Source organism: Acinetobacter sp. ANC 4204 (assembly GCF_002135205.1).
GTDB lineage: Bacteria > Pseudomonadota > Gammaproteobacteria > Pseudomonadales > Moraxellaceae > Acinetobacter.
In genome coordinates this window covers 268569-286734 of the sequence record NZ_NEFZ01000004.1, presented here as the reverse complement: position 1 = coordinate 286734, position 18166 = coordinate 268569, and the positions used below count along the sequence as shown (strand labels likewise).

Annotated in this window: 19 protein-coding genes; 13 read left to right on the top strand and 6 right to left on the bottom strand. The window is 40.7% G+C overall.

Features of this window, described 5'->3' with window-relative positions; genetic code table 11:
* Positions 1-133: 133 nt before the first annotated feature.
* The 3 genes from cydB to B9T36_RS10585 form a co-directional block, all read right to left on the bottom strand.
* Complete coding sequence (gene cydB / locus B9T36_RS10595) at positions 134-1138, bottom strand: cytochrome d ubiquinol oxidase subunit II (protein WP_086209447.1); 1005 nt, start codon at positions 1136-1138, stop codon at positions 134-136.
* The gene (locus tag B9T36_RS10590) at positions 1135-2568 is read right to left on the bottom strand and encodes a cytochrome ubiquinol oxidase subunit I (protein ID WP_086209446.1); all 1434 of its coding nucleotides are present in this window, start codon (positions 2566-2568) and stop codon (positions 1135-1137) included. The genes cydB and B9T36_RS10590 overlap by 4 nt, the downstream gene beginning before the upstream one ends.
* 151 nt (positions 2569-2719) lie before the next feature.
* Positions 2720-3187 carry a DUF2946 domain-containing protein gene (locus B9T36_RS10585; RefSeq protein WP_086209445.1) on the bottom strand — a complete coding sequence of 156 codons (468 nt, stop codon included), beginning with the start codon at positions 3185-3187 and terminating at the stop codon, positions 2720-2722.
* Positions 3188-3646: 459 nt separating this feature from the next.
* Between B9T36_RS10585 and B9T36_RS10580 the strand changes: the two genes are divergently transcribed.
* From B9T36_RS10580 to B9T36_RS10565, 3 genes are all read left to right on the top strand, one after another.
* A complete protein-coding gene (locus B9T36_RS10580) occupies positions 3647-4030 on the top strand; it encodes a DUF2946 family protein (RefSeq protein ID WP_058952316.1) in 384 nt (127 codons plus the stop codon).
* Positions 4031-4317: 287 nt separating this feature from the next.
* Positions 4318-6423, top strand: a complete 2106-nt coding sequence (locus B9T36_RS10570; RefSeq protein ID WP_086209443.1) for a TonB-dependent receptor — start codon at positions 4318-4320, stop codon at positions 6421-6423.
* A gap of 71 nt (positions 6424-6494) precedes the next feature.
* Positions 6495-6950, top strand: a complete 456-nt coding sequence (locus B9T36_RS10565) for a copper resistance protein NlpE N-terminal domain-containing protein (RefSeq protein ID WP_171264455.1) — start codon at positions 6495-6497, stop codon at positions 6948-6950.
* A gap of 47 nt (positions 6951-6997) precedes the next feature.
* On the opposite strand, the gene B9T36_RS10560 is transcribed toward B9T36_RS10565, so the two are convergent.
* Positions 6998-8341 carry a PepSY-associated TM helix domain-containing protein gene (locus tag B9T36_RS10560; RefSeq protein WP_086209442.1) on the bottom strand — a complete coding sequence of 448 codons (1344 nt, stop codon included), beginning with the start codon at positions 8339-8341 and terminating at the stop codon, positions 6998-7000.
* A 218-nt stretch (positions 8342-8559) separates the two neighbouring features.
* Between B9T36_RS10560 and arsC the strand changes: the two genes are divergently transcribed.
* From arsC to B9T36_RS10530, 6 genes are all read left to right on the top strand, one after another.
* A complete protein-coding gene (gene arsC / locus B9T36_RS10555; RefSeq protein WP_086209441.1) occupies positions 8560-8994 on the top strand; it encodes an arsenate reductase (glutaredoxin) in 435 nt (144 codons plus the stop codon).
* 57 nt (positions 8995-9051) lie between these two features.
* Positions 9052-9372 (top strand): metalloregulator ArsR/SmtB family transcription factor, encoded by a 321-nt coding sequence (locus B9T36_RS10550; RefSeq protein WP_086209440.1) that lies wholly within the window; start codon positions 9052-9054, stop codon positions 9370-9372.
* Between the two features lie 6 nt (positions 9373-9378).
* The gene (locus B9T36_RS10545) at positions 9379-9852 is read left to right on the top strand and encodes an arsenate reductase ArsC (RefSeq protein ID WP_086209439.1); all 474 of its coding nucleotides are present in this window, start codon (positions 9379-9381) and stop codon (positions 9850-9852) included.
* Positions 9853-9859: 7 nt separating this feature from the next.
* Positions 9860-10903, top strand: a complete 1044-nt coding sequence (gene arsB / locus B9T36_RS10540) for an ACR3 family arsenite efflux transporter (RefSeq protein ID WP_086209438.1) — start codon at positions 9860-9862, stop codon at positions 10901-10903.
* Positions 10904-10908: 5 nt separating this feature from the next.
* A complete protein-coding gene (arsH, locus tag B9T36_RS10535; protein ID WP_086209437.1) occupies positions 10909-11613 on the top strand; it encodes an arsenical resistance protein ArsH in 705 nt (234 codons plus the stop codon).
* Between the two features lie 348 nt (positions 11614-11961).
* On the top strand, positions 11962-12216 hold the full coding sequence (locus B9T36_RS10530) for a TIGR03643 family protein (protein WP_058952279.1): 255 nt from the start codon (positions 11962-11964) through the stop codon (positions 12214-12216).
* 14 nt (positions 12217-12230) lie between these two features.
* On the opposite strand, the gene B9T36_RS10525 is transcribed toward B9T36_RS10530, so the two are convergent.
* Together B9T36_RS10525 and B9T36_RS10520 are read right to left on the bottom strand one after the other, a co-directional pair.
* A complete protein-coding gene (locus tag B9T36_RS10525) occupies positions 12231-12365 on the bottom strand; it encodes a DUF2256 domain-containing protein (protein WP_086209436.1) in 135 nt (44 codons plus the stop codon).
* A 3-nt stretch (positions 12366-12368) separates the two neighbouring features.
* Positions 12369-13892, bottom strand: a complete 1524-nt coding sequence (locus tag B9T36_RS10520) for a cryptochrome/photolyase family protein (protein ID WP_086209599.1) — start codon at positions 13890-13892, stop codon at positions 12369-12371.
* A 375-nt stretch (positions 13893-14267) separates the two neighbouring features.
* Between B9T36_RS10520 and nudC the strand changes: the two genes are divergently transcribed.
* The 4 genes from nudC to B9T36_RS10500 all read left to right on the top strand — a co-directional run bounded on the left by nudC (position 14268) and on the right by B9T36_RS10500 (position 18160).
* The gene (gene nudC, locus B9T36_RS10515; RefSeq protein ID WP_171264454.1) at positions 14268-15041 is read left to right on the top strand and encodes an NAD(+) diphosphatase; all 774 of its coding nucleotides are present in this window, start codon (positions 14268-14270) and stop codon (positions 15039-15041) included.
* A 169-nt stretch (positions 15042-15210) separates the two neighbouring features.
* Positions 15211-15759, top strand: a complete 549-nt coding sequence (locus tag B9T36_RS10510; RefSeq protein ID WP_086209435.1) for a lipocalin family protein — start codon at positions 15211-15213, stop codon at positions 15757-15759.
* A 134-nt stretch (positions 15760-15893) separates the two neighbouring features.
* Positions 15894-16880: an acyl-CoA desaturase gene (locus tag B9T36_RS10505; RefSeq protein WP_086209434.1), complete on the top strand. Its 987-nt coding sequence runs from the start codon at positions 15894-15896 to the stop codon at positions 16878-16880.
* Positions 16877-18160, top strand: a complete 1284-nt coding sequence (locus B9T36_RS10500; RefSeq protein ID WP_086209433.1) for an NAD(P)/FAD-dependent oxidoreductase — start codon at positions 16877-16879, stop codon at positions 18158-18160. The genes B9T36_RS10505 and B9T36_RS10500 overlap by 4 nt, the downstream gene beginning before the upstream one ends.
* The last annotated feature ends 6 nt before the right edge of the window (positions 18161-18166 follow it).

Genomic DNA, 18166 nt, shown 5'->3' with positions numbered 1-18166 from the left:
TTCTTTCCAAGGACCTAATAAGCAAGTTGAAGTAAGAATCTAAAGCTCATAGCAATCACCAATAAACTTAAGAAACCGACTAGCCATAACAAGATGAACCATTGAAATTTAGATAATTTCATTAGCAATTCCTTTAATGATAACCTTCATCTCCAACACGAACTTTATCTCTAAATACCCAATATGATAGGGCGGTATAGAGCAGTATGATTGGAATCAAGATCAGTGCCCCAATCAGTGCGAAAAGCTGGCTATTGGCAGGTGCAGCAGCATCCCAAATGGTAATTGAGGGCGGGATAATGTATGGAAAAATACTGATACAAAATCCTGTATAAGCCAGAAATACGAGTCCTAAGGTATATAAAAAGGGCATAGCTTGATTTTGCTTAATACATGATCGCACTGCTAAAACGGTACAAACTAGAACAAGTAAAGGTACTGGGCTAAAATAAATCAATTGAGTGGGATTAAACCAACGCTCAGCAATTTGTGGATGTGCGATTGGCGTATAGATACTGACAGCAATGAAAATAACCAATAAGCCAATCAAAAGCTTGGGCATTAATTTATACATATGCTTTTGTAGTACGTCATCAGTCTTCATGATGAGCCAACCACATCCCAATGCTGCGTAAACAACTACAACACCCAAACCTGTAAATAATGAAAAAGGTGTTAACCAGTCAAAGCCACCACCAGCGTAGCGATTATCAACAATATCAATACCCTGAATATAAGCGCCTAAGATTACCCCTTGTAAGAAACTGGCAACAATAGAGCCCCAAATAAATGCATTATCCCAAATGTACTTTGTTCGATTGGCTTTGAAACGAAACTCAAAAGCCACGCCTCTAAAAATCAAAGCTATTACCATCAAGATGATAGGTAAATATAAGGCTGACAGAACCGCTGAATAGACGATAGGGAAAGCCGCAAAAAGACCAGCACCACCTAAAACCATCCATGTCTCATTACCATCCCAAACGGGGGCAACGGTGTTCATCATGACATCACGTTCCTGCTGATTTTTAATAAAGGGGAATAAAATCCCTATACCTAAATCAAAGCCATCAAGTACAACGTAAATAAAAACACCAACTGCAATAATGACAATCCAGATTAAAGATAAATCAATCATGAAGATGCTCCTTGATCCTGATCATCAATTTTTTCATCAATGGCACTCAGAGGTCGCATTGGTGTTTTGAAATGGCCAACACCTCCAATTTCTTCTGGTGCGTTATGTAAAAACTCAGGTCCTTTATGCATGAGTTTGAGCAGGTAATAAATGCCCACACCAAAAACAATGAAATACACAATCACAAAAATAATCAGAGTTAATCCAACCTGTTCCGCCGAAACAGGAGAAAGGGCATCTTTTGTCCTCATAACGCCATAGATAATCCATGGCTGACGTCCTACTTCTGTGGTGAACCAACCTGCGAGTAAGGCGATGAAGCCTGAAGGGCCCATCAGGATTGCAAAGCGATGAAACCACTTACTCTCATAGAGGCTGCCTTTTTTTCTGAGCCATAGGGCAGTGACTGCAAGGAAGAGCATAAGCATACCTAGCCCAACCATGATACGGAAACTCCAAAATACTATTGTTGAATTTGGGCGATCTTCAGGCGCAAAGTCTTTTAATCCTTTCACCGTCCCATTCATGGAGTGGGTCAGAATTAAGCTTCCTAAATGTGGAATTGAAATCGCATATTTCGTGCGTTCTTCTTGCATATCAGGAATACCAAATAAATATAAGGGCATCCCATGATCATGGTTCGTTTCCCAATGGCCTTCCATAGCAGCAAGTTTGGCTGGTTGATGTTTTAGGGTATTTAAACCATGGGCATCACCTATAAAAACTTGGAGGGGAGCTAAAATGAGGATTAACCAAAGTGCCATAGAAAATGATGTTTTGACTAATGCATCTCTACGGCCTTTGAGTAAGTGCCAAGCAGCAGTAGCAGCAACAAGAAGAGCTGCCACTAAAAAGGCTGCAAGTGCCATATGGAATAAGCGATAGATAAAGGACGGGTTAAAAACAATAGCAAACCAATCTTGAGGTACTACAATTCCATTTTCAATGGTGAAGCCTTGAGGTGTCTGCATCCAACTGTTTGAAGACAAAATCCAGAACATTGAAATACATGTACCGATAGCGACCATTAATGTGGCAAAAAAGTGTGCTTTTTTGCCGACTCGACCCCATCCAAAAAGCATAATGCCTAAAAATCCAGCCTCTAAGAAGAAGGCACTTAGAACTTCATAACTTAGTAAGGGGCCTGTAATGCCTCCTGCAAATCGAGAAAATTCACTCCAGTTTGTTCCAAACTGATAGCTCATTACGACACCAGAAACGACACCCATGCCGAATGACAATGCAAATACTTTCACCCAGAATTTGAATAAATCATGATAAATAGAGTCGTTTGTTCTAAGCCATTGCCATTCCAAAACAGCAAGAAAACTTGCCAGCCCAATAGAAATCGCAGGGAAAATAATATGAAATGACACCGTGAATGCAAACTGAATACGTGCTAACTCAAGTGCCGTAAAACCTAAGGTCATAGCAACTCTCCACATCCGAAGCATGCTCTAGATTGCATATGCTCTGATATGAGTGTGCCTACACAGATATGTGCATTTTTTAAAAGTAAAAACATAGCGATTAGTCTCTTCAACTAATTAAATTTCAAACAATAAGGAATTGCCAATAAATTTACACAGCAAAAGAGACAGGAGGTGCTCGACCTTGAGGGATCAGAAATAATTGTTTTAAAAGAAAGAAGATATGAAAGAAAGCTTCTTTAAAAGCTAATAACCGAACTTGAATTCTCACGACTACTTCTTTAACACCCATGTCTGGTAGTGGAACGACATGTGCGTAAACTACACAGTACTGACATTGATGATTTGCATCGTGATGATGGCTAGATGAAGATTTTTGTTTGAGATATGCATGATTAAGCTTTTCAGTATCATGATTAGCTAAATCCAACTCTTGATGAGAGTGATTATGCGTAGAATGATTTGAGCTATGCTCATGGTGAGAAGTATCTAATTGAAGTGCATGGACAATAGTTTCACAGACAGGAGAAATTTGATATTTCTCTGGAAGTAAAGGCTGTAGAAAAACAGCAATCTGTAACAAGATTGCAGAGAATACTAGCAATCTTCCTAAAACCATGATCACTTAGATGGTCTCAATTATCCAAGTAAGGAAAATGGATTGTAGCAGAATATATATTTATTAAAAGTACATTGTATTAAATTTGAAGACTTTGATTTTTATTTAATTTGTCTAATTAAAGTATTTTAAAAATAGATTTTATATAATTAAGTGGTTGATTTTAATCGGAATTAATTCATATTGAAATCTTGCATGATTAATTTTGCTTTTAAAAAATAATGATTAAAATTTATAAAGTAAAGTAGTTGATAATATTTTCCCTACATTGTAGGGGTATTTATTACACATTCGATTATTATCTAAATCTTTGTGCTTTAAGATTTTCGATTTTTTAAAATTGAATTATTTCATCAGTTTTACTCATTAGATATCTTAAAGTAATAATGGTATTGTTAATTATGATTTTACAATTTATATATTGAATTGAGAGCTGCATTTGTCCTTGCGATAGTTGCGATGTTGTTGCAAATAACCGTTTTTATGCAACCTTTACTACCAGAGAAATTTCAATTCTCACTGGTATGCGTAACTATTTCCGATTTAAAAGCTCAGATACAAAATCAAGAACTACAGCATCAACATGTATCACACCATCACGATGTTGATGCTATTAAGTTAGAAACTGCAAAAACCGCACATCATCATCAGTTAGATCATCAATGTATGTTCTGTACTGCATATGGTCATTTGGTCGCAAATTTAGAGATTGATCTAAACCCTATTTTAGATCGTATTCAAATTCGTTTAATGTCTTTTCAGAAAGCATTTAAACATGTCTATTTTGTTCTCCAGCGACTTTTTCTAACGCCTCAGGGGCGTGCACCTCCTTTATTTGCTTAGATTCCAACCTCTTATGTAAATGGAACATGGATGAAATGTTCCAATGGAAACTTATGCTTAAAAGGAATTGAAATGCCTCAATTCAAATTGAACCCTTATTTAAAAGGGAATCATTCTATTTCTTTGGACAGAAACCTGACCGATGAATTTTATGGTGAGTATTCCGGTTACTCCGCGAAGCAAATTTATATTGGTACACCAAGAAGTGTCGAACTTGGCGTCACATTTAAATTTTAAGCACCAGATTTCATAACCCTATATCAGCATATACACATTCAGAGTCACTTATGTCTAAATTTTTATTTCATCCACTGACGTGGAGTATTTTACTTGTTCAACTTTCAACCCACGCTGTGTCGGCCGAAAATGAATCTACTTCAAATCAAATTGTAGCTCAACTGCCGAGTATCACGATGACTGCAGAAAAGCAGGATGAAAGACATAGTTCTTCACAAGCGATTACGCAGTTTAATCATGACTTGTTAGAAGTACCTTTTACTAAATCACATGTATCAGCACAAGATATCCAAAACCATAATGTTCAACGTATCAGTGATGCGCTCTCGTTTGTAAATGGTGTGGTTTATCAAGATAGTTATGGTGGAGGTTTTTGGGACAATTACTCATTTCGCGGATTTAGTACCGATCCGAATATGGGTACGATTTATATGCGTAATGGTTTGAGTTCTGTGAATGGTATCCATACCGCACGAGATATGGTGAACATTCAAGCGATTGATTTCTTGAAAGGCCCAATGGCCGCGATGTATGGGCAAGGTGCCATAGGGGGGATTATGAATATCACCACTAAGCAACCTGAATGGGAGAAAAAAAGTAATTTAAGTCTGAGCGGAAGTACGCTTGAAGAATATCGAGCAGCCTTAGATACCACGGGCGCGATTAATCAGGATCTGGCTTATCGCCTTGGACTAGCCTATGAAAATAATCAAAGCTTCCGTAATCATGTTGATAATCAGCATTATTACATTGCACCACAATTAGCATGGAAAATTTCTGAGCAAACCCAGTTGAATATTGATACTGAATTTTCAGAGTCTAACGGCGTTTTCGATCGTGGCGTACCGATGGTCAATGGAAAACTTCCAGTCAATAAGAAAACCTTTTTAGGTGAGCCAAGCGATGGTGATATTGAGATTAAAGATCAAATGTATCAACTGCGTTTAAACCATGAATTTAATGAGGATTGGAACAATACAACGGCAATCACATATAGTCATGGCGAACGTGCAGGTACTTCAACCGAAATTTCGTCCATTGCATCAGATGGAAGAACAGCAAATCGCTTCCGTCGCTCCCGTCAATTTGGGACAGACACCACAAACTTTCAATCTATCTTAAGAGGTAAGTTTGATACTGGGGTAATCAGACATGAACTGGTTACAAATGTCGAAGCAGGTCATTATACGATTGATCAACTGCAACGTCGGAGTGCTGTTGGAGCTTCGAGTCAGATTGATATTTATAATCCCGTGTACGGTCAGAATATTTTGCCATTAACCCGAATCACCAAAGATACAAAAGAAACTCAAGATATGTTTGGGTTTAACGTTCAAGATCAAATTTTCTTGAATGATCAATGGAATGTACTGATAGGCGGTCGTTTTAATCGTTTGGAACAACAAATTGATGATCATCGAACTGGAAAGACATCAAAGCAAGCTTTCACACCATTTACGCCACGTGCAGGGATAAATTATCAGCCCACTGAGCAGTTGTCTTTTTACAGTAACTGGGGGAAGGCATTTGAACTGAATACAGGGTTGAATAAGGACAATGAACTGTATGAACCAGAGAAAACAGAAAGCTGGGAAGTCGGTGGTAAATATAAGTTTTTACCGCAAAGTTGGTTCGGTCTAACGTATTTTGATATGCAAAAACAACATCTGCTCACTGAAGGCATTACTGATAGCTATGTAGATAGCGGAAGAGTACAAAGCCGTGGTGTTGAGTTAGAACTACAACATCAATTCACTGACAAGCTACGTGTTAATGCTAACTGTACTTATACAGATGCCGAAATTGTAGAAAGTGAAGTTGAGGATAAGGGCGCAAGGCTTAAAAATATTCCTAAACATACGGCAAACTTAAGTGCTGACTATCAATTTGACCTTGCAGGACATGATGCAGGCTTGGTTGGCAATATTAATTACTACGGTAAACGCAGTGCAAATTATATTGATAATGGAACCACTCTTCCTGATTTTACTATCGTTAATATTGGGGGGTATGTACAGCTACGATCTGACCTACGTGCGCAACTGAATATTGATAATCTCTTTGATCAAGATTACTACGTCGCAAGCTATACAAACTATTGGGTGCAGGTGGGTGAACCGCTCAAAGCAACACTCAGTCTAAATTGGAAATTCTAGTCTGTGGAGTCAGGAGGGGCGGTGGTCATAGAGCGTGCCCGCTCCTTCATCGTTGCTAAGAGATATAACTTATGAAAAATACCTTATTATGTTCTTTTGTTTTTGCTAGTTTGTGCCTCGGATGTAGTCAATCTGACCCTGACCCTAAATCAGGAGAAGCTTCGACCAAAGCGATAAAAGTAATTGATCCTGAATTACAGAAATGGGTGGGTCAATATAAAGGCATTTTACCTTGTGCGGCTTGTACTTCTTTTTGTGAAAGGTGCGAAGGTATGACTGTCGATTTGTATCTTAAGGAAAACCAGACATTCAAATTGGTTAGGGCCAGTAATAGTGGACACAATAAACCCGAAGTACACGAAGGACAATTTGTGTTTACTGATAACGGGAAACTTAAAATTCAGCTCAATGGAGTATCTGAGCGGAATACAGTTTTATGGCAGCAGGACTCTGTGGAAGTTCTTGATACCAAGACTGGTCTATCTTACGAAGCCTATTTAGATTTTGAATTAACGAGGAAAACTTAATGGATAGCTCCCACTTTTATATAAAAGGTAGGAGCTTAAACGGTCAGTTAAGCTTTTTTCTTTTTAATGCGACTAATAAAGATAGCGACTAATGCTACAACTAGACTTAAACCAAATAAAGGCAGTAGTAGCCCAAGAATAATCAATATAGTTGCTAGTGTCAGCCGTTGAAGCGTTTTTGCACTTTTCCACGTACTTAAGAACAAATTTGAAAACTGTATTGTCGTCTGTTTGAGGCTTGTTCTTTTGTACCAAGCTAAATATGCATAAAGAATCATTATACATAGTGCTAGTGAGTAAATGATGAGTATAAACTGGTTTATCCAACCAAATAAAATTCCAATGTGAGCATCGACACCCCAGCGTGTCAATTTAGCAATTAAAGGATAGTCATCAAAATAAAGCTGATCAATTACGCTGTGGTTTGAAACGTCGATTGCAATGCTATCTGCTTGAGTAGGCCAACTGCGTTGAATCTCAGAAATACTCCATACTTGATCTTTTTCTAAAGGTGGTTTTATTTGTACCTGAGAAGCATCTATTCCATGCTTTCTAGCGAGATCTAATGCTATGTCGAAATCACCAGAAGTGATTTGTACGGAAGCATGATTATGTACCATTGAATGATCTTTATGGTGCATAACCATTTTTGATGTAGGTTCGGCTTTGATAGATGTTGATAGAACAGGTGTCTGCCAACTTAGCGCTTGGCGAAATATTCGAATATTTTCGCCCGCATATTCAGACCACGTTAAGCCAGTCACTGCTACAAAAAGTAGTAATGGGAAGAAGACTAAGCCAATAGTGCTGTGTTTTTGGATATATTTATTATGCTTGATTGGGTTTTTCTTAGATGCTTTTCGGCGTTTATACCATTGGTAAAAGCCAGTAAATATCAAGATAGTTAACCAACTTGCTGCGAGTTCGCTATAAAATCTTCCCCAGCTTCCTAGTAATAAATCTCGATGTAAGTGATCTAGTTTAGTTCTAAACGGAAGTAAGCCACTTGTGCCATATACAGCTAACTGACCTTTTACTTCAAGTGTATATGGGTCAATGAAGATGGCCTCATTTTGCAACCCTAATTCAGGATCTGAAATAATAACCCGTGTCGTCTGATTTACTGCTAGCGAAGGACGTACTTCAGTTATTTGTGAAGTAGGGGATAAAAACTGCTTAGCTTTTTCAATTTGCAAGCTTAGAGGCTGTGTTTTTGAACTGGTCTGTTCGATGTATAGAACATCTTTATAAATACTTTTTTCAATTTGTGGTGTAGCTGCATAAAAAAAACCAGTTAGGGCAGTGATAAAGATAAACGGGGCAATAAAAATACCAGCATACACGTGTAGTAAACGGAATAGTGTTTGCCAGAAATTGAAGTTCAAATTTATTCCTTAAAGTTGCTGTTCAACAGTTATAAGTTTAATAATCTTACTTGATGTTTATATAGATAAATATTGGTCGGCTCTTGGTATATTTAAAATAAAAGTAGTTGTTTGCGATCATTTAGATGGATAGTTACTTTTAGTATTAAATTTTAAATATGGAATTGCATATATATGTTTATTCGTATATAAATATATGCAAAGATTCTGTTGAGTTTGAGCAAATGACTGCTACTCCAAAAGTGAAGATCTATCACAACCCTGAATGCGGTACATCACGTAATACCTTGGCGTTAATCCGTAATGCCAATATTGAACCTGAAGTGATTGAGTACCTTGAAACACCTCCCTCTAAAAATGAATTGATTCAAATGATTGCGGATGCGGGTTTAACGGTGAGAGATGTGATCCGTAAAAATGTTGCTCCATATACAGATTTAGGAATTGATCAAGAGGATTGGAGTGAAGATCAATTGCTTCACTTTATGCTTCAGCATCCAATTTTGATTAACCGTCCATTTGTGGTGACTGAATTAGGAACTCGTTTAAGTCGTCCGTCAGAACTGGTTTTAGAAATTCTGCCACTCCCACAAAAAGGTACTTTTACTAAAGAAGACGGTGAACAAGTACTGGATGCAAATGGGCAGCGATTGAAATAAAAATTTCATGGATATATGTGAATATTGATATATCCATATGTTTGAGTGAGTAAAAATATGGATCAAATCAATTTCTTTAAATGTTTGGCTGATGAAACGCGATTCAACATCGTCATGTTGGTTCTTGGAAATAATGAACAGTGTGTTTGCGACTTGACTGAAAAGCTAGAGTTGAGCCAACCCAAGATTTCACGGCATTTAGCCTTACTGCGCTCTTCTGGTCTTTTACAAGATCGACGCCAAGGGCAATGGGTCTATTACAGTCTCAATCCCAATTTACCCATTTGGTGCGTAGACGTACTTAACACCCTTAAAAATGCTGATTTACAGCCAAAAGCTGCTCCATCATTTCAACAAATCAATAGTTATTGCGAGTAGAACAAGATGAAATTCCTTTTTTTGTGTACTGGAAATAGTTGCCGTAGCATCCTGTCAGAAGTGCTGTTTAATAGTCGTGCCCCAGAGGGTTGGAAAGCATACAGTGCAGGTAGTAAGCCATCAGGGCAAGTACATCCATTGACCATTGAAACATTAGAAAACCTAGGTCTTTCAACAGATGGTTTGTGGAGTAAAACCATTGATGAATGTGAACAATATCAACCTGACGTGGTGATTACGGTTTGTGATTCGGCAGCGCAAGAAGCGTGTCCACTGTATTTAGGCGGAGCAATCAAGGCACATTGGGGCTTGGCTGATCCTTCGCATTTAGACTTGCCGAAAGAAGAGAAGCTCAAAGCATTCCAAGTGACTGTAGACCATATCAATCGTCGTTTAGATGCATTGTTGGCACTGGATACAGCGCATATGTCTCGTCCTGAATTGATTGCTGCAATCAATCACATCTCAGATATTGAATGAGAACATCATGGCTCAACAAAGACTGTCATTTTTAGATCGTAACCTCACGCTATGGATTTTCATTGCGATGGGGTTGGGAATTGCGATCGGTGTGTTCTTTCCACAAGCCTCAGTGGCATTGGATAAAATGAGTGTGGATTCCGTCAATATTCCAATTGCGATTGGTTTGATTTTGATGATGTATCCACCTTTGGCAAAAGTGGATTATGCAGCGCTACCACAAGTGTTTAAAGACAAAAAAACCTTAACTCTGTCTTTGGTACAGAACTGGGTGATAGCACCAGTATTGATGTTTGCATTAGCCATTATTTTTCTACATAGCTATCCAGAATATATGACAGGCTTAATCCTGATAGGACTGGCTCGTTGTATTGCGATGGTCTTGGTGTGGAATGGTTTGGCCTGTGGGGATAACCAATATGTTGCTGCATTGGTGGCTTTTAACAGTATCTTCCAAATTTTATTCTTTAGTACCTATGCTTGGTTGTTCTTGACCTTCTTACCACCGTATTTTGGTGTTGCAGGGCAAGTGATCAATGTCGATTTCTGGACGATTACCCATGCGGTATTAGTATATTTGGGAATTCCATTTTTCCTTGGCTTTATGACGCGATTCACTCTAGTGAAAGCTAAAGGTTTGGTTTGGTATCAAAACGTCTTCTTACCGAAGATCAGTCCACTAAGTTTGTTGGCGTTATTGTTCACGATTGTGGCGATGTTTAGCCTCAAAGGGAACGATGTGGTGAGCTTACCGATGGATGTCTTGCGTATTGCTATTCCATTGACGATTTACTTTATCGTGATGTTCTTCATCAGCTTCTTTATGAGCAAGTGGATGGGGAATGACTATCCTAAAACCACAGCAATTTCTTTTACTGCTGCGGGAAATAACTTTGAATTGGCACTTGCTGTAGCGATTGCAACTTTTGGTTTAGCTTCACCTGTGGCGTTTACTACTGTAATTGGTCCACTGGTTGAAGTCCCAGTATTGATTGCTTTGGTGAGCGTGTCTTTGTGGCTTAGAAAAAAGTTTTTTAAAGCAGAGGTGTAATTTCTATGACTCTCCCAAATGTAGATATGAATCTTCTCGATCAACCGACTTTAGAAAAAGTACAGGCTAAAGCGCTAGATCATCCACCGCGTATTTTGCTGCTGTATGGTTCTAACCGTGAGCGCTCATACAGCCGATTGGCGGTGATGGAAGCAGGGCGTATCTTGGAGCAGTTTGGCGCTGAAGTAAAAATCTTTCATCCTAAAGGTTTACCTTTACCTGAAGATGCGGATATGGAACATCCAAAAGCCAAAGAACTACATGAACTTTTGGCATGGTCGGAGGGCATGGTGTGGTGTTCGCCTGAACGTCATGGCTCAATGAGTTCAATTTTTAAATCGCAAATTGACTGGATACCTCTAGCAGGTGGTGCGATTCGTGCAACACAAGGCAAGACTTTGGCCCTGATGCAGGTAAGTGGTGGTTCGCAGTCCTTTAACAGTGTTAATCAAATGCGTATTCTAGGCCGTTGGATGCGCATGATCACCATTCCAAACCAATCCTCTATTCCTAAAGCTTTTTTAGAGTTTGAAGAGGATGGACGTATGAAGCCTTCAGCTTTTTATGATCGAATTGTTGATGTCATGGAGGAGCTGTATAAATTCACGCTACTGACGCGTGGGCAAAGTCAGTACCTCACAGACCGTTATTCAGAGCGAAAAGAGTCGGCAGCAGAATTATCTAAGCGTGTCAATCAACGTAGTCTATAGGATTAACTGAAAATAAATATGAGCACTGTATTCTAAGCTAACTATAGAATAGGGGCTTAGGAAGTTAAAGAGGGTTGTTATGGAGTAGTTTAAGAAAATCGAGGTATAAATGACCATTTCCTCTACTTCTAAGTCCTTATGGATATTCTACTTATAGAGGTAACTAAGATTTAAAAGGGCTAGTTTAACTAGCCCTTTTATTTGTGCTGAGCCCGTAAACCAGAGAAAAATCACAAAAAATTCATGATCGTATTATTATGCTTTTAGTTGAATTAAAGTTGACTCAAGTTATGTAAATGAGTTGATAGAACTTATTGAAGCTTCATAGTAATTAAAAATGAGAATGGCATGAATCAATTTTCTGAAGAAGACTTATCCAGAATTATCGAAATGGCTTGGGAGGATCGAACCCCATTTGAAGCCATTCAATGTGAGTTTGGTTTGAATGAAGCGGCGGTGATACGCTTGATGCGGCAAAATATGAAACCCAGTAGCTTTAAAATGTGGCGTGCACGTGTCACAGGCCGAAAAACCAAGCATCTGCAGCTGCGTTTACCTGATGTGATACGGGCCTATTGTTCACGCCAATACAAGCGTTTCTAGGTGTTTGATTTTGATTACCGTCTAGACTCACGTTTACATCGTTCAGAACAATATTGTAATTCCTCCCAGCAGCGGTGCCATTTCTTGCGCCAAGTAAAAGGGCGCAAACAGTGGATACAGATTTTTTCAGGGAGATGCTGTTTTTTCATCGTTTATAACTCATTGATCTGGCTAAGAAGTTGCTGGGCATGGCTGATAATCTGCTGCCGATCTTTAAGTTTATCTAGCTGTCGATAGATCATGCCCATACGTGGATGAGTACGAAATTTCGCCTCATTCCGGATCATGAAATACCAGTACAGGCTATTGAACGGACAGCTATCCAGTTCGGTGCGAGTTTTGACATTGTAGCTACAGTGCTTACAGTAATCGGACATCTTATGGATGTAATTGCCTGAGGCGGCATAGGGTTTGCTGGTCATCAAGCCGCCATCGGCATGCATGACCATGCCCAGTGTGTTCGGTAGTTCTACCCATTCATAGGCATCGGCATAGACTGCCAGATACCACTCGCTGATCTGCTGAGGGTCTATACCAGTTAATAAGGCAAAATTGCCAGTCACCATCAAACGCTGGATATGATGTGCATAGGCATGCTGAAAAGTATTACGGAAACACTCAGCCATACAGTTCATCCGAGTACGGCCAGTCCAATAAAATTGTGGCAATAGTGCTGAGTGCTGCAGTGTATTGCGGCTGGCATATTCTGGCATGTACAGCCAGTAAATTCCGCGAACATATTCGCGCCAGCCGAGAATCTGTCGGATAAAACCTTCCACTGCATTCAGTGGTGCATGACCGGCATGGTATGCAGCTTCTGCCGCATCACAGACTTCTTTAGGTAGTAGCAGACCACAGTTCAGATAAGGTGAGAGCAGGCTGTGAAACAGCGTGTCTGCACCCTGCGCCATAGCATCCTGATAATCACCAAAATAAGGCAAACTGTGGGTAATGAAATGCTCCAGTGCAAGCAGAGCATTGCTACGTGTGGTGGCCCAGCGGAAGTTGTTAAGGCTGCCAGAGTGACGGGAAAATTCACGTTCAACCAATTCAAGCACATCCAGATCAATCTGATCGTGTTCAAAGTGAAGTGGTGCAGGCAAAGGGGGATTGCCAGCCCAGGCCTTGCGATTGGCGCTGTCATAGTTCCACTGTTCTCCAAGCGGCTGTTGCCCCTGCATTAAGTAACCGGTCTGCTTGCGCATTTCCCGGTAAAAATATTCCATACGCAGTGTCTGGTAGTGGCTGGCCCAGTGTTGGAACTGCTCCAGACTACAGAAAAAACGTTCATCATTCAGGCACATTACTGGCAGTTGCAGCAGCTGGCTCCAATACTGTTCAATCTGCTGCTGTAAACGATATTCCCCGCAGTGCGTAATGACCAGTTCTGTGACTGGTAAGAGTTGTTGCTGTGACTCTACGAAATCCAGCAGGCTACGAATCGGACTATCAGATTGAAAAGCATGGTAACGTACACGCCAGCCTTCTGCTTTGAGTTCTTTGGCAAAATGACGCATGGCGCTAAAAATCAGGGCAATTTTCTGCGGATGATGGGTGACATAAGTAGCTTCCTCAACAACTTCGGCCATCAGGATCACATCCTGGGTACGATCCAGCGATTTGAGCGTAGTAAGCTGATGATGAAGCTGGTCACCCAGAATTAAACCAAAACGCATAGCCATTCCCGACCCTATGAAAGATAGTGCAGTGTAAGTCAAGACAGTTCAATTTTTTGTGAAAATAAAGATCATCCTGCGTGTTGAATCAATCCAACTCGACCAGATGACATCGCACAGAAATCATGAGTACTGCTATAACAAAATATTCATCCCTTCAATGCTAAAGCCAGAAGATGAAACTCGCTTTACATGATTTCTTAATACATGAGTAGTGTGAAAATTATGTGATTTTAATCAAAAAGATACAAATTATTATGGTTGTAATTTAAGTAGCTCACGCCTAGTATCTGGCTTGAAGTTACTCCATGTGAGCTTCCTTAGTTTTGTCCCATACACCCCTCTGTATGGGATTTTTTTAATCAGGGAATTGTCATGAGCATGCATTCAAAAGCGTATATTTTTAGACAGCAGCAATTACTAGTGGATGAGCATTTTCAGTTGCCGCAGGTTGAAAGACTGCAGCACGACCTAAACCTGTCGGAAAATTGCGAGATCATTGCTCGTGACCTGAAAGAAGACGAACTGGTGCCAGAAGGTTATCAGCTGGTTCCAATCCGGCAACTGGTGCAAGTCTGGAGCAGACCGCAGTTTGAACAGGCCAGCCGTGCTGTACAGTTACTGGAATGGCGCCGTAACCACCGCTTTTGCAGTAAATGCGGACACGCCACCCTGCAGCATGTCAGCCAGTATGCCATGATCTGTCCATCCTGTGGCTTTAACCAGTATCCGCGGGTGAATCCCTGTGTCATTACTATCATTACCCGAGGTACAGATGAAATTCTGCTGGCAAAAAATGCTCGCAACAAAACCCAGATGTACAGCCTGATTGCAGGCTTTGTTGAAGTCGGGGAAACCCTAGAAGAGGCAGTACGCCGTGAAACGCTGGAAGAAGTGGGGCTGCAAATCAAAAATATTCAATATCTAGCCAGTCAGCCGTGGCCGTTTCCTAGCAATCTGATGATGGCCTTCAAGGCAGAATATCACGGAGGGGAAATTCAGACTCAAGAAAATGAACTCAGCGATGCGCAATTTTTCAAATTTGATCAGTTACCCGAGATTCCGTTCAAGGGCAGTATCGCCTATGCCATGATTCAGCATGTGATGCATGGAACACCTGTTGCAGATGACAGCAAAGAATGGCTTTGAAAAAGTAATTCTGTTTGGGTCTCTCAAATAAGCTGCAATAACGCCCTAGGTAGTGAATATTCAGGTGGCATTTCCTGATCTGGAAAAACTGAATCGTATCATTTGATCTTCACGCTTTGTTCACATCTAACTCGGTTATCTTAATCCTGAGACCCAACAAGGCTAAAAAATGAAGATGCGATTTAAGTCTGTTTTTGTAGCGATAGCACTGTCTATCATCAGCTTAAGTACAACGACTCAAGCAGAAACTGCTGCGCCTCAGGCAGTTGATCGGGTAGATATCCAGAAGTATGCTGGTAAATGGTATGAAATTGCGCATTTACCGATGTATTTTCAGCGTAAATGTATAGCCAATATCACGGCACAATATAGTGTCAATGCCGATCAAACTATCGGGGTATTGAATAGCTGCCGAATTGCCAATGGCGAAATAATTAGCTCTGAAGGTGTTGCGTATGCGCAAAATCAGGGGAACAGCAAACTGAAGGTCAGCTTTTTGCCTAAAGGTTTAAGATGGATACCCTTTACTAAAGGTCATTACTGGGTATTACGAGTAGACCCGGAATATAAAGTGGCACTGGTGGGTGGCCCAAGTAATAAATACCTATGGATTTTGTCACGTGAACCGCAACTAGATGAAGCAACTTATCAGTCATATATAGACACTGCGAAAGATTATGGCTATGACGTGACAAAACTTATCAAATTGCCTCATTAATCTGTTAACCTTTTGCCGAACTGATAAATCTCTCAACAGTTCGGTTTTTTTATTTACTTCACATAAAATTCATACCTGACTGATTACACTCATCAAATAGAATAAATACAATCGCTCGAAAGTAGGATGAGTCCATGTTGAAAACTCTGATGCGATGGATAGACAGCTGGTCCACACCCACAGCGCCCGAAACACTGACGGCTGAAAACAGCAAGATTCAGTGGCAGCGGATTTTACCCTTTATTCTGTTGCATCTGGCTTGTCTAGCCGTGTTCTGGGTGGGAGTGTCGTGGTTTGCAGTGTGCTTTATGCTGCTGTTCTACCTGATTCGTATGTTTTCCATTACGGCTTTTTTTCATCGCTATTTATCGCATAAAACCTTTCAGACCTCGCGTCCAGTGCAGTTTCTATTTGTATTACTAGGCACCATGAGTGCACAGCGTGGCCCCTTATGGTGGGCAGCCCATCATCGTTATCACCACCGCTATACAGATTCTTCACAAGACCCGCATTCATCTACCCACGGTTTTTGGTATAGCCATGTGGGTTGGTTTCTGAATGAATATAACTTTGCCACGCGTAAAGAAGTCATCAAAGACTGGCTGAAATATCCGGAATTAATCTGGCTAGACCGGTTTAGTCTAATTGTGGTGCTGTTGACCGCGTGTGGGATTTATGCACTAGGAGAATGGTTGGCAATAGCTTGGCCGCAACTGGGGACTTCCGGCTTGCAATTACTGGTCTGGGGATTTGTGGTGTCCACTGTATTGCTGATTCATGCGACCTTATGTATCAATTCACTGGCGCATCATTACGGCAGCCGTGATTTTGACACTGATGATCAAAGCCGCAACAATTTATTATTGTCTATCATTACCTTGGGCGAAGGCTGGCACAACAATCACCATTATTATGCAGGCAGTACGCGACAGGGCTTTTACTGGTGGCAGATTGATGTGACCTATTACCTCCTAAAAATTATGTCTTGGCTCGGGATAGTCTGGGGCTTAAAGCCAATTCCAGCGCGGGTCTATGACGTCAGTAAAATTGCACAAGCTCGAAAACAGAGAAAAGCAGCCAAAACAGGCGCACCTACTATTCATTCTAAGGAATCACCATGAAAATTGCGATTATTGGTTCAGGTATTTCCGGTTTGTATGCGGCCTGGAAATTAAGCAAAGCACATGAGGTCACGGTCTTTGAAAAAAATAATTACTTTGGCGGCCATACCGATACCCATCAGTTGAATATAGATGGCGAACAGGTTGCAGTGGACAGTGGCTTTATTGTATTTAATGAGCATAACTATCCACTGTTCTGTGCAATGCTCAAAGAACTCGGGATTCAATCGCAAAGCAGTGACATGGGTTTTTCGGTGAACAATCAGGTCACTGGCTTGCAGTACAATCCTTCAAAAAAATTCTCGCTGTTGTTCCGACCGCAAAACTTCTTTAACGCTGATTTTCGCATGATGTTGTCGGATCTGTTCCGTTTTTATGCGGCGAATAAAGATATTGATGTTGAACAGGTCGATGCACAGCTCAGTATTGATGCATATCTCAATCGACATGACTATTCCGAAGCCTTTCGTCAGGAACATCTCTATCCGATGTGCGGAGCGCTATGGTCCTGTCCAGTAGAGCAAGCTGGACAGATTCCGTATAAATTTGTGGTGAGCTTTTTTCAGCACCATCGTATGTTGCAGCTGAAAGAGCGACCTTCGTGGCTTACGGTCAAGGGTGGATCAGCTCGTTATGTTCGTGCCATTCAGGCCCAATCGAATATGACTTTCCGCAAGACAGGTGTGCTTCATGTATCCCGTAGTGCCAATGATGTAGTGATTGAAACTGGACAGGGCAGTGAACGTTTTGACTGGGTCATTTTTGCCAGCCATGCTGATGATAGCTTGAATTTACTTACAGACCCGTCAGCGCAAGAGAGGGAAGTACTTGGTAAGTTTCGTTATCAGGATAACCATATGGTGGTGCATTCCGATACTCATATCATGCCCAAATCCAGACGCCAATGGGCCAGCTGGCATGTACATGTGACACCTAGTCGTGCAACCGAATCAACTCCATTCCAGCATAGTGGCATGCATTATGGTTTCAGTTACTGGATGAACCAGTTGCAAAACCTGAATTGTAAAATCCAAATCTTTGCCACACTCAATCCTAACTTTAACCTCGATCCGAAAAAAATATGGATAGAACGATATTACCGTCATCCAGTATTTGATGCTGCCGCGATTGAGGCACAACAACGTTGGGCTGAGGTTAATGGTCAGAACCGGACGTCATACTGTGGTGCCTACTGGGGCTGGGGATTTCATGAAGATGGAGCGCGTAGTGCTTCATGGGTTGTAAATCAGTTGCTGCAACACACTGAGCAAGCGGCTTAGGAGTAC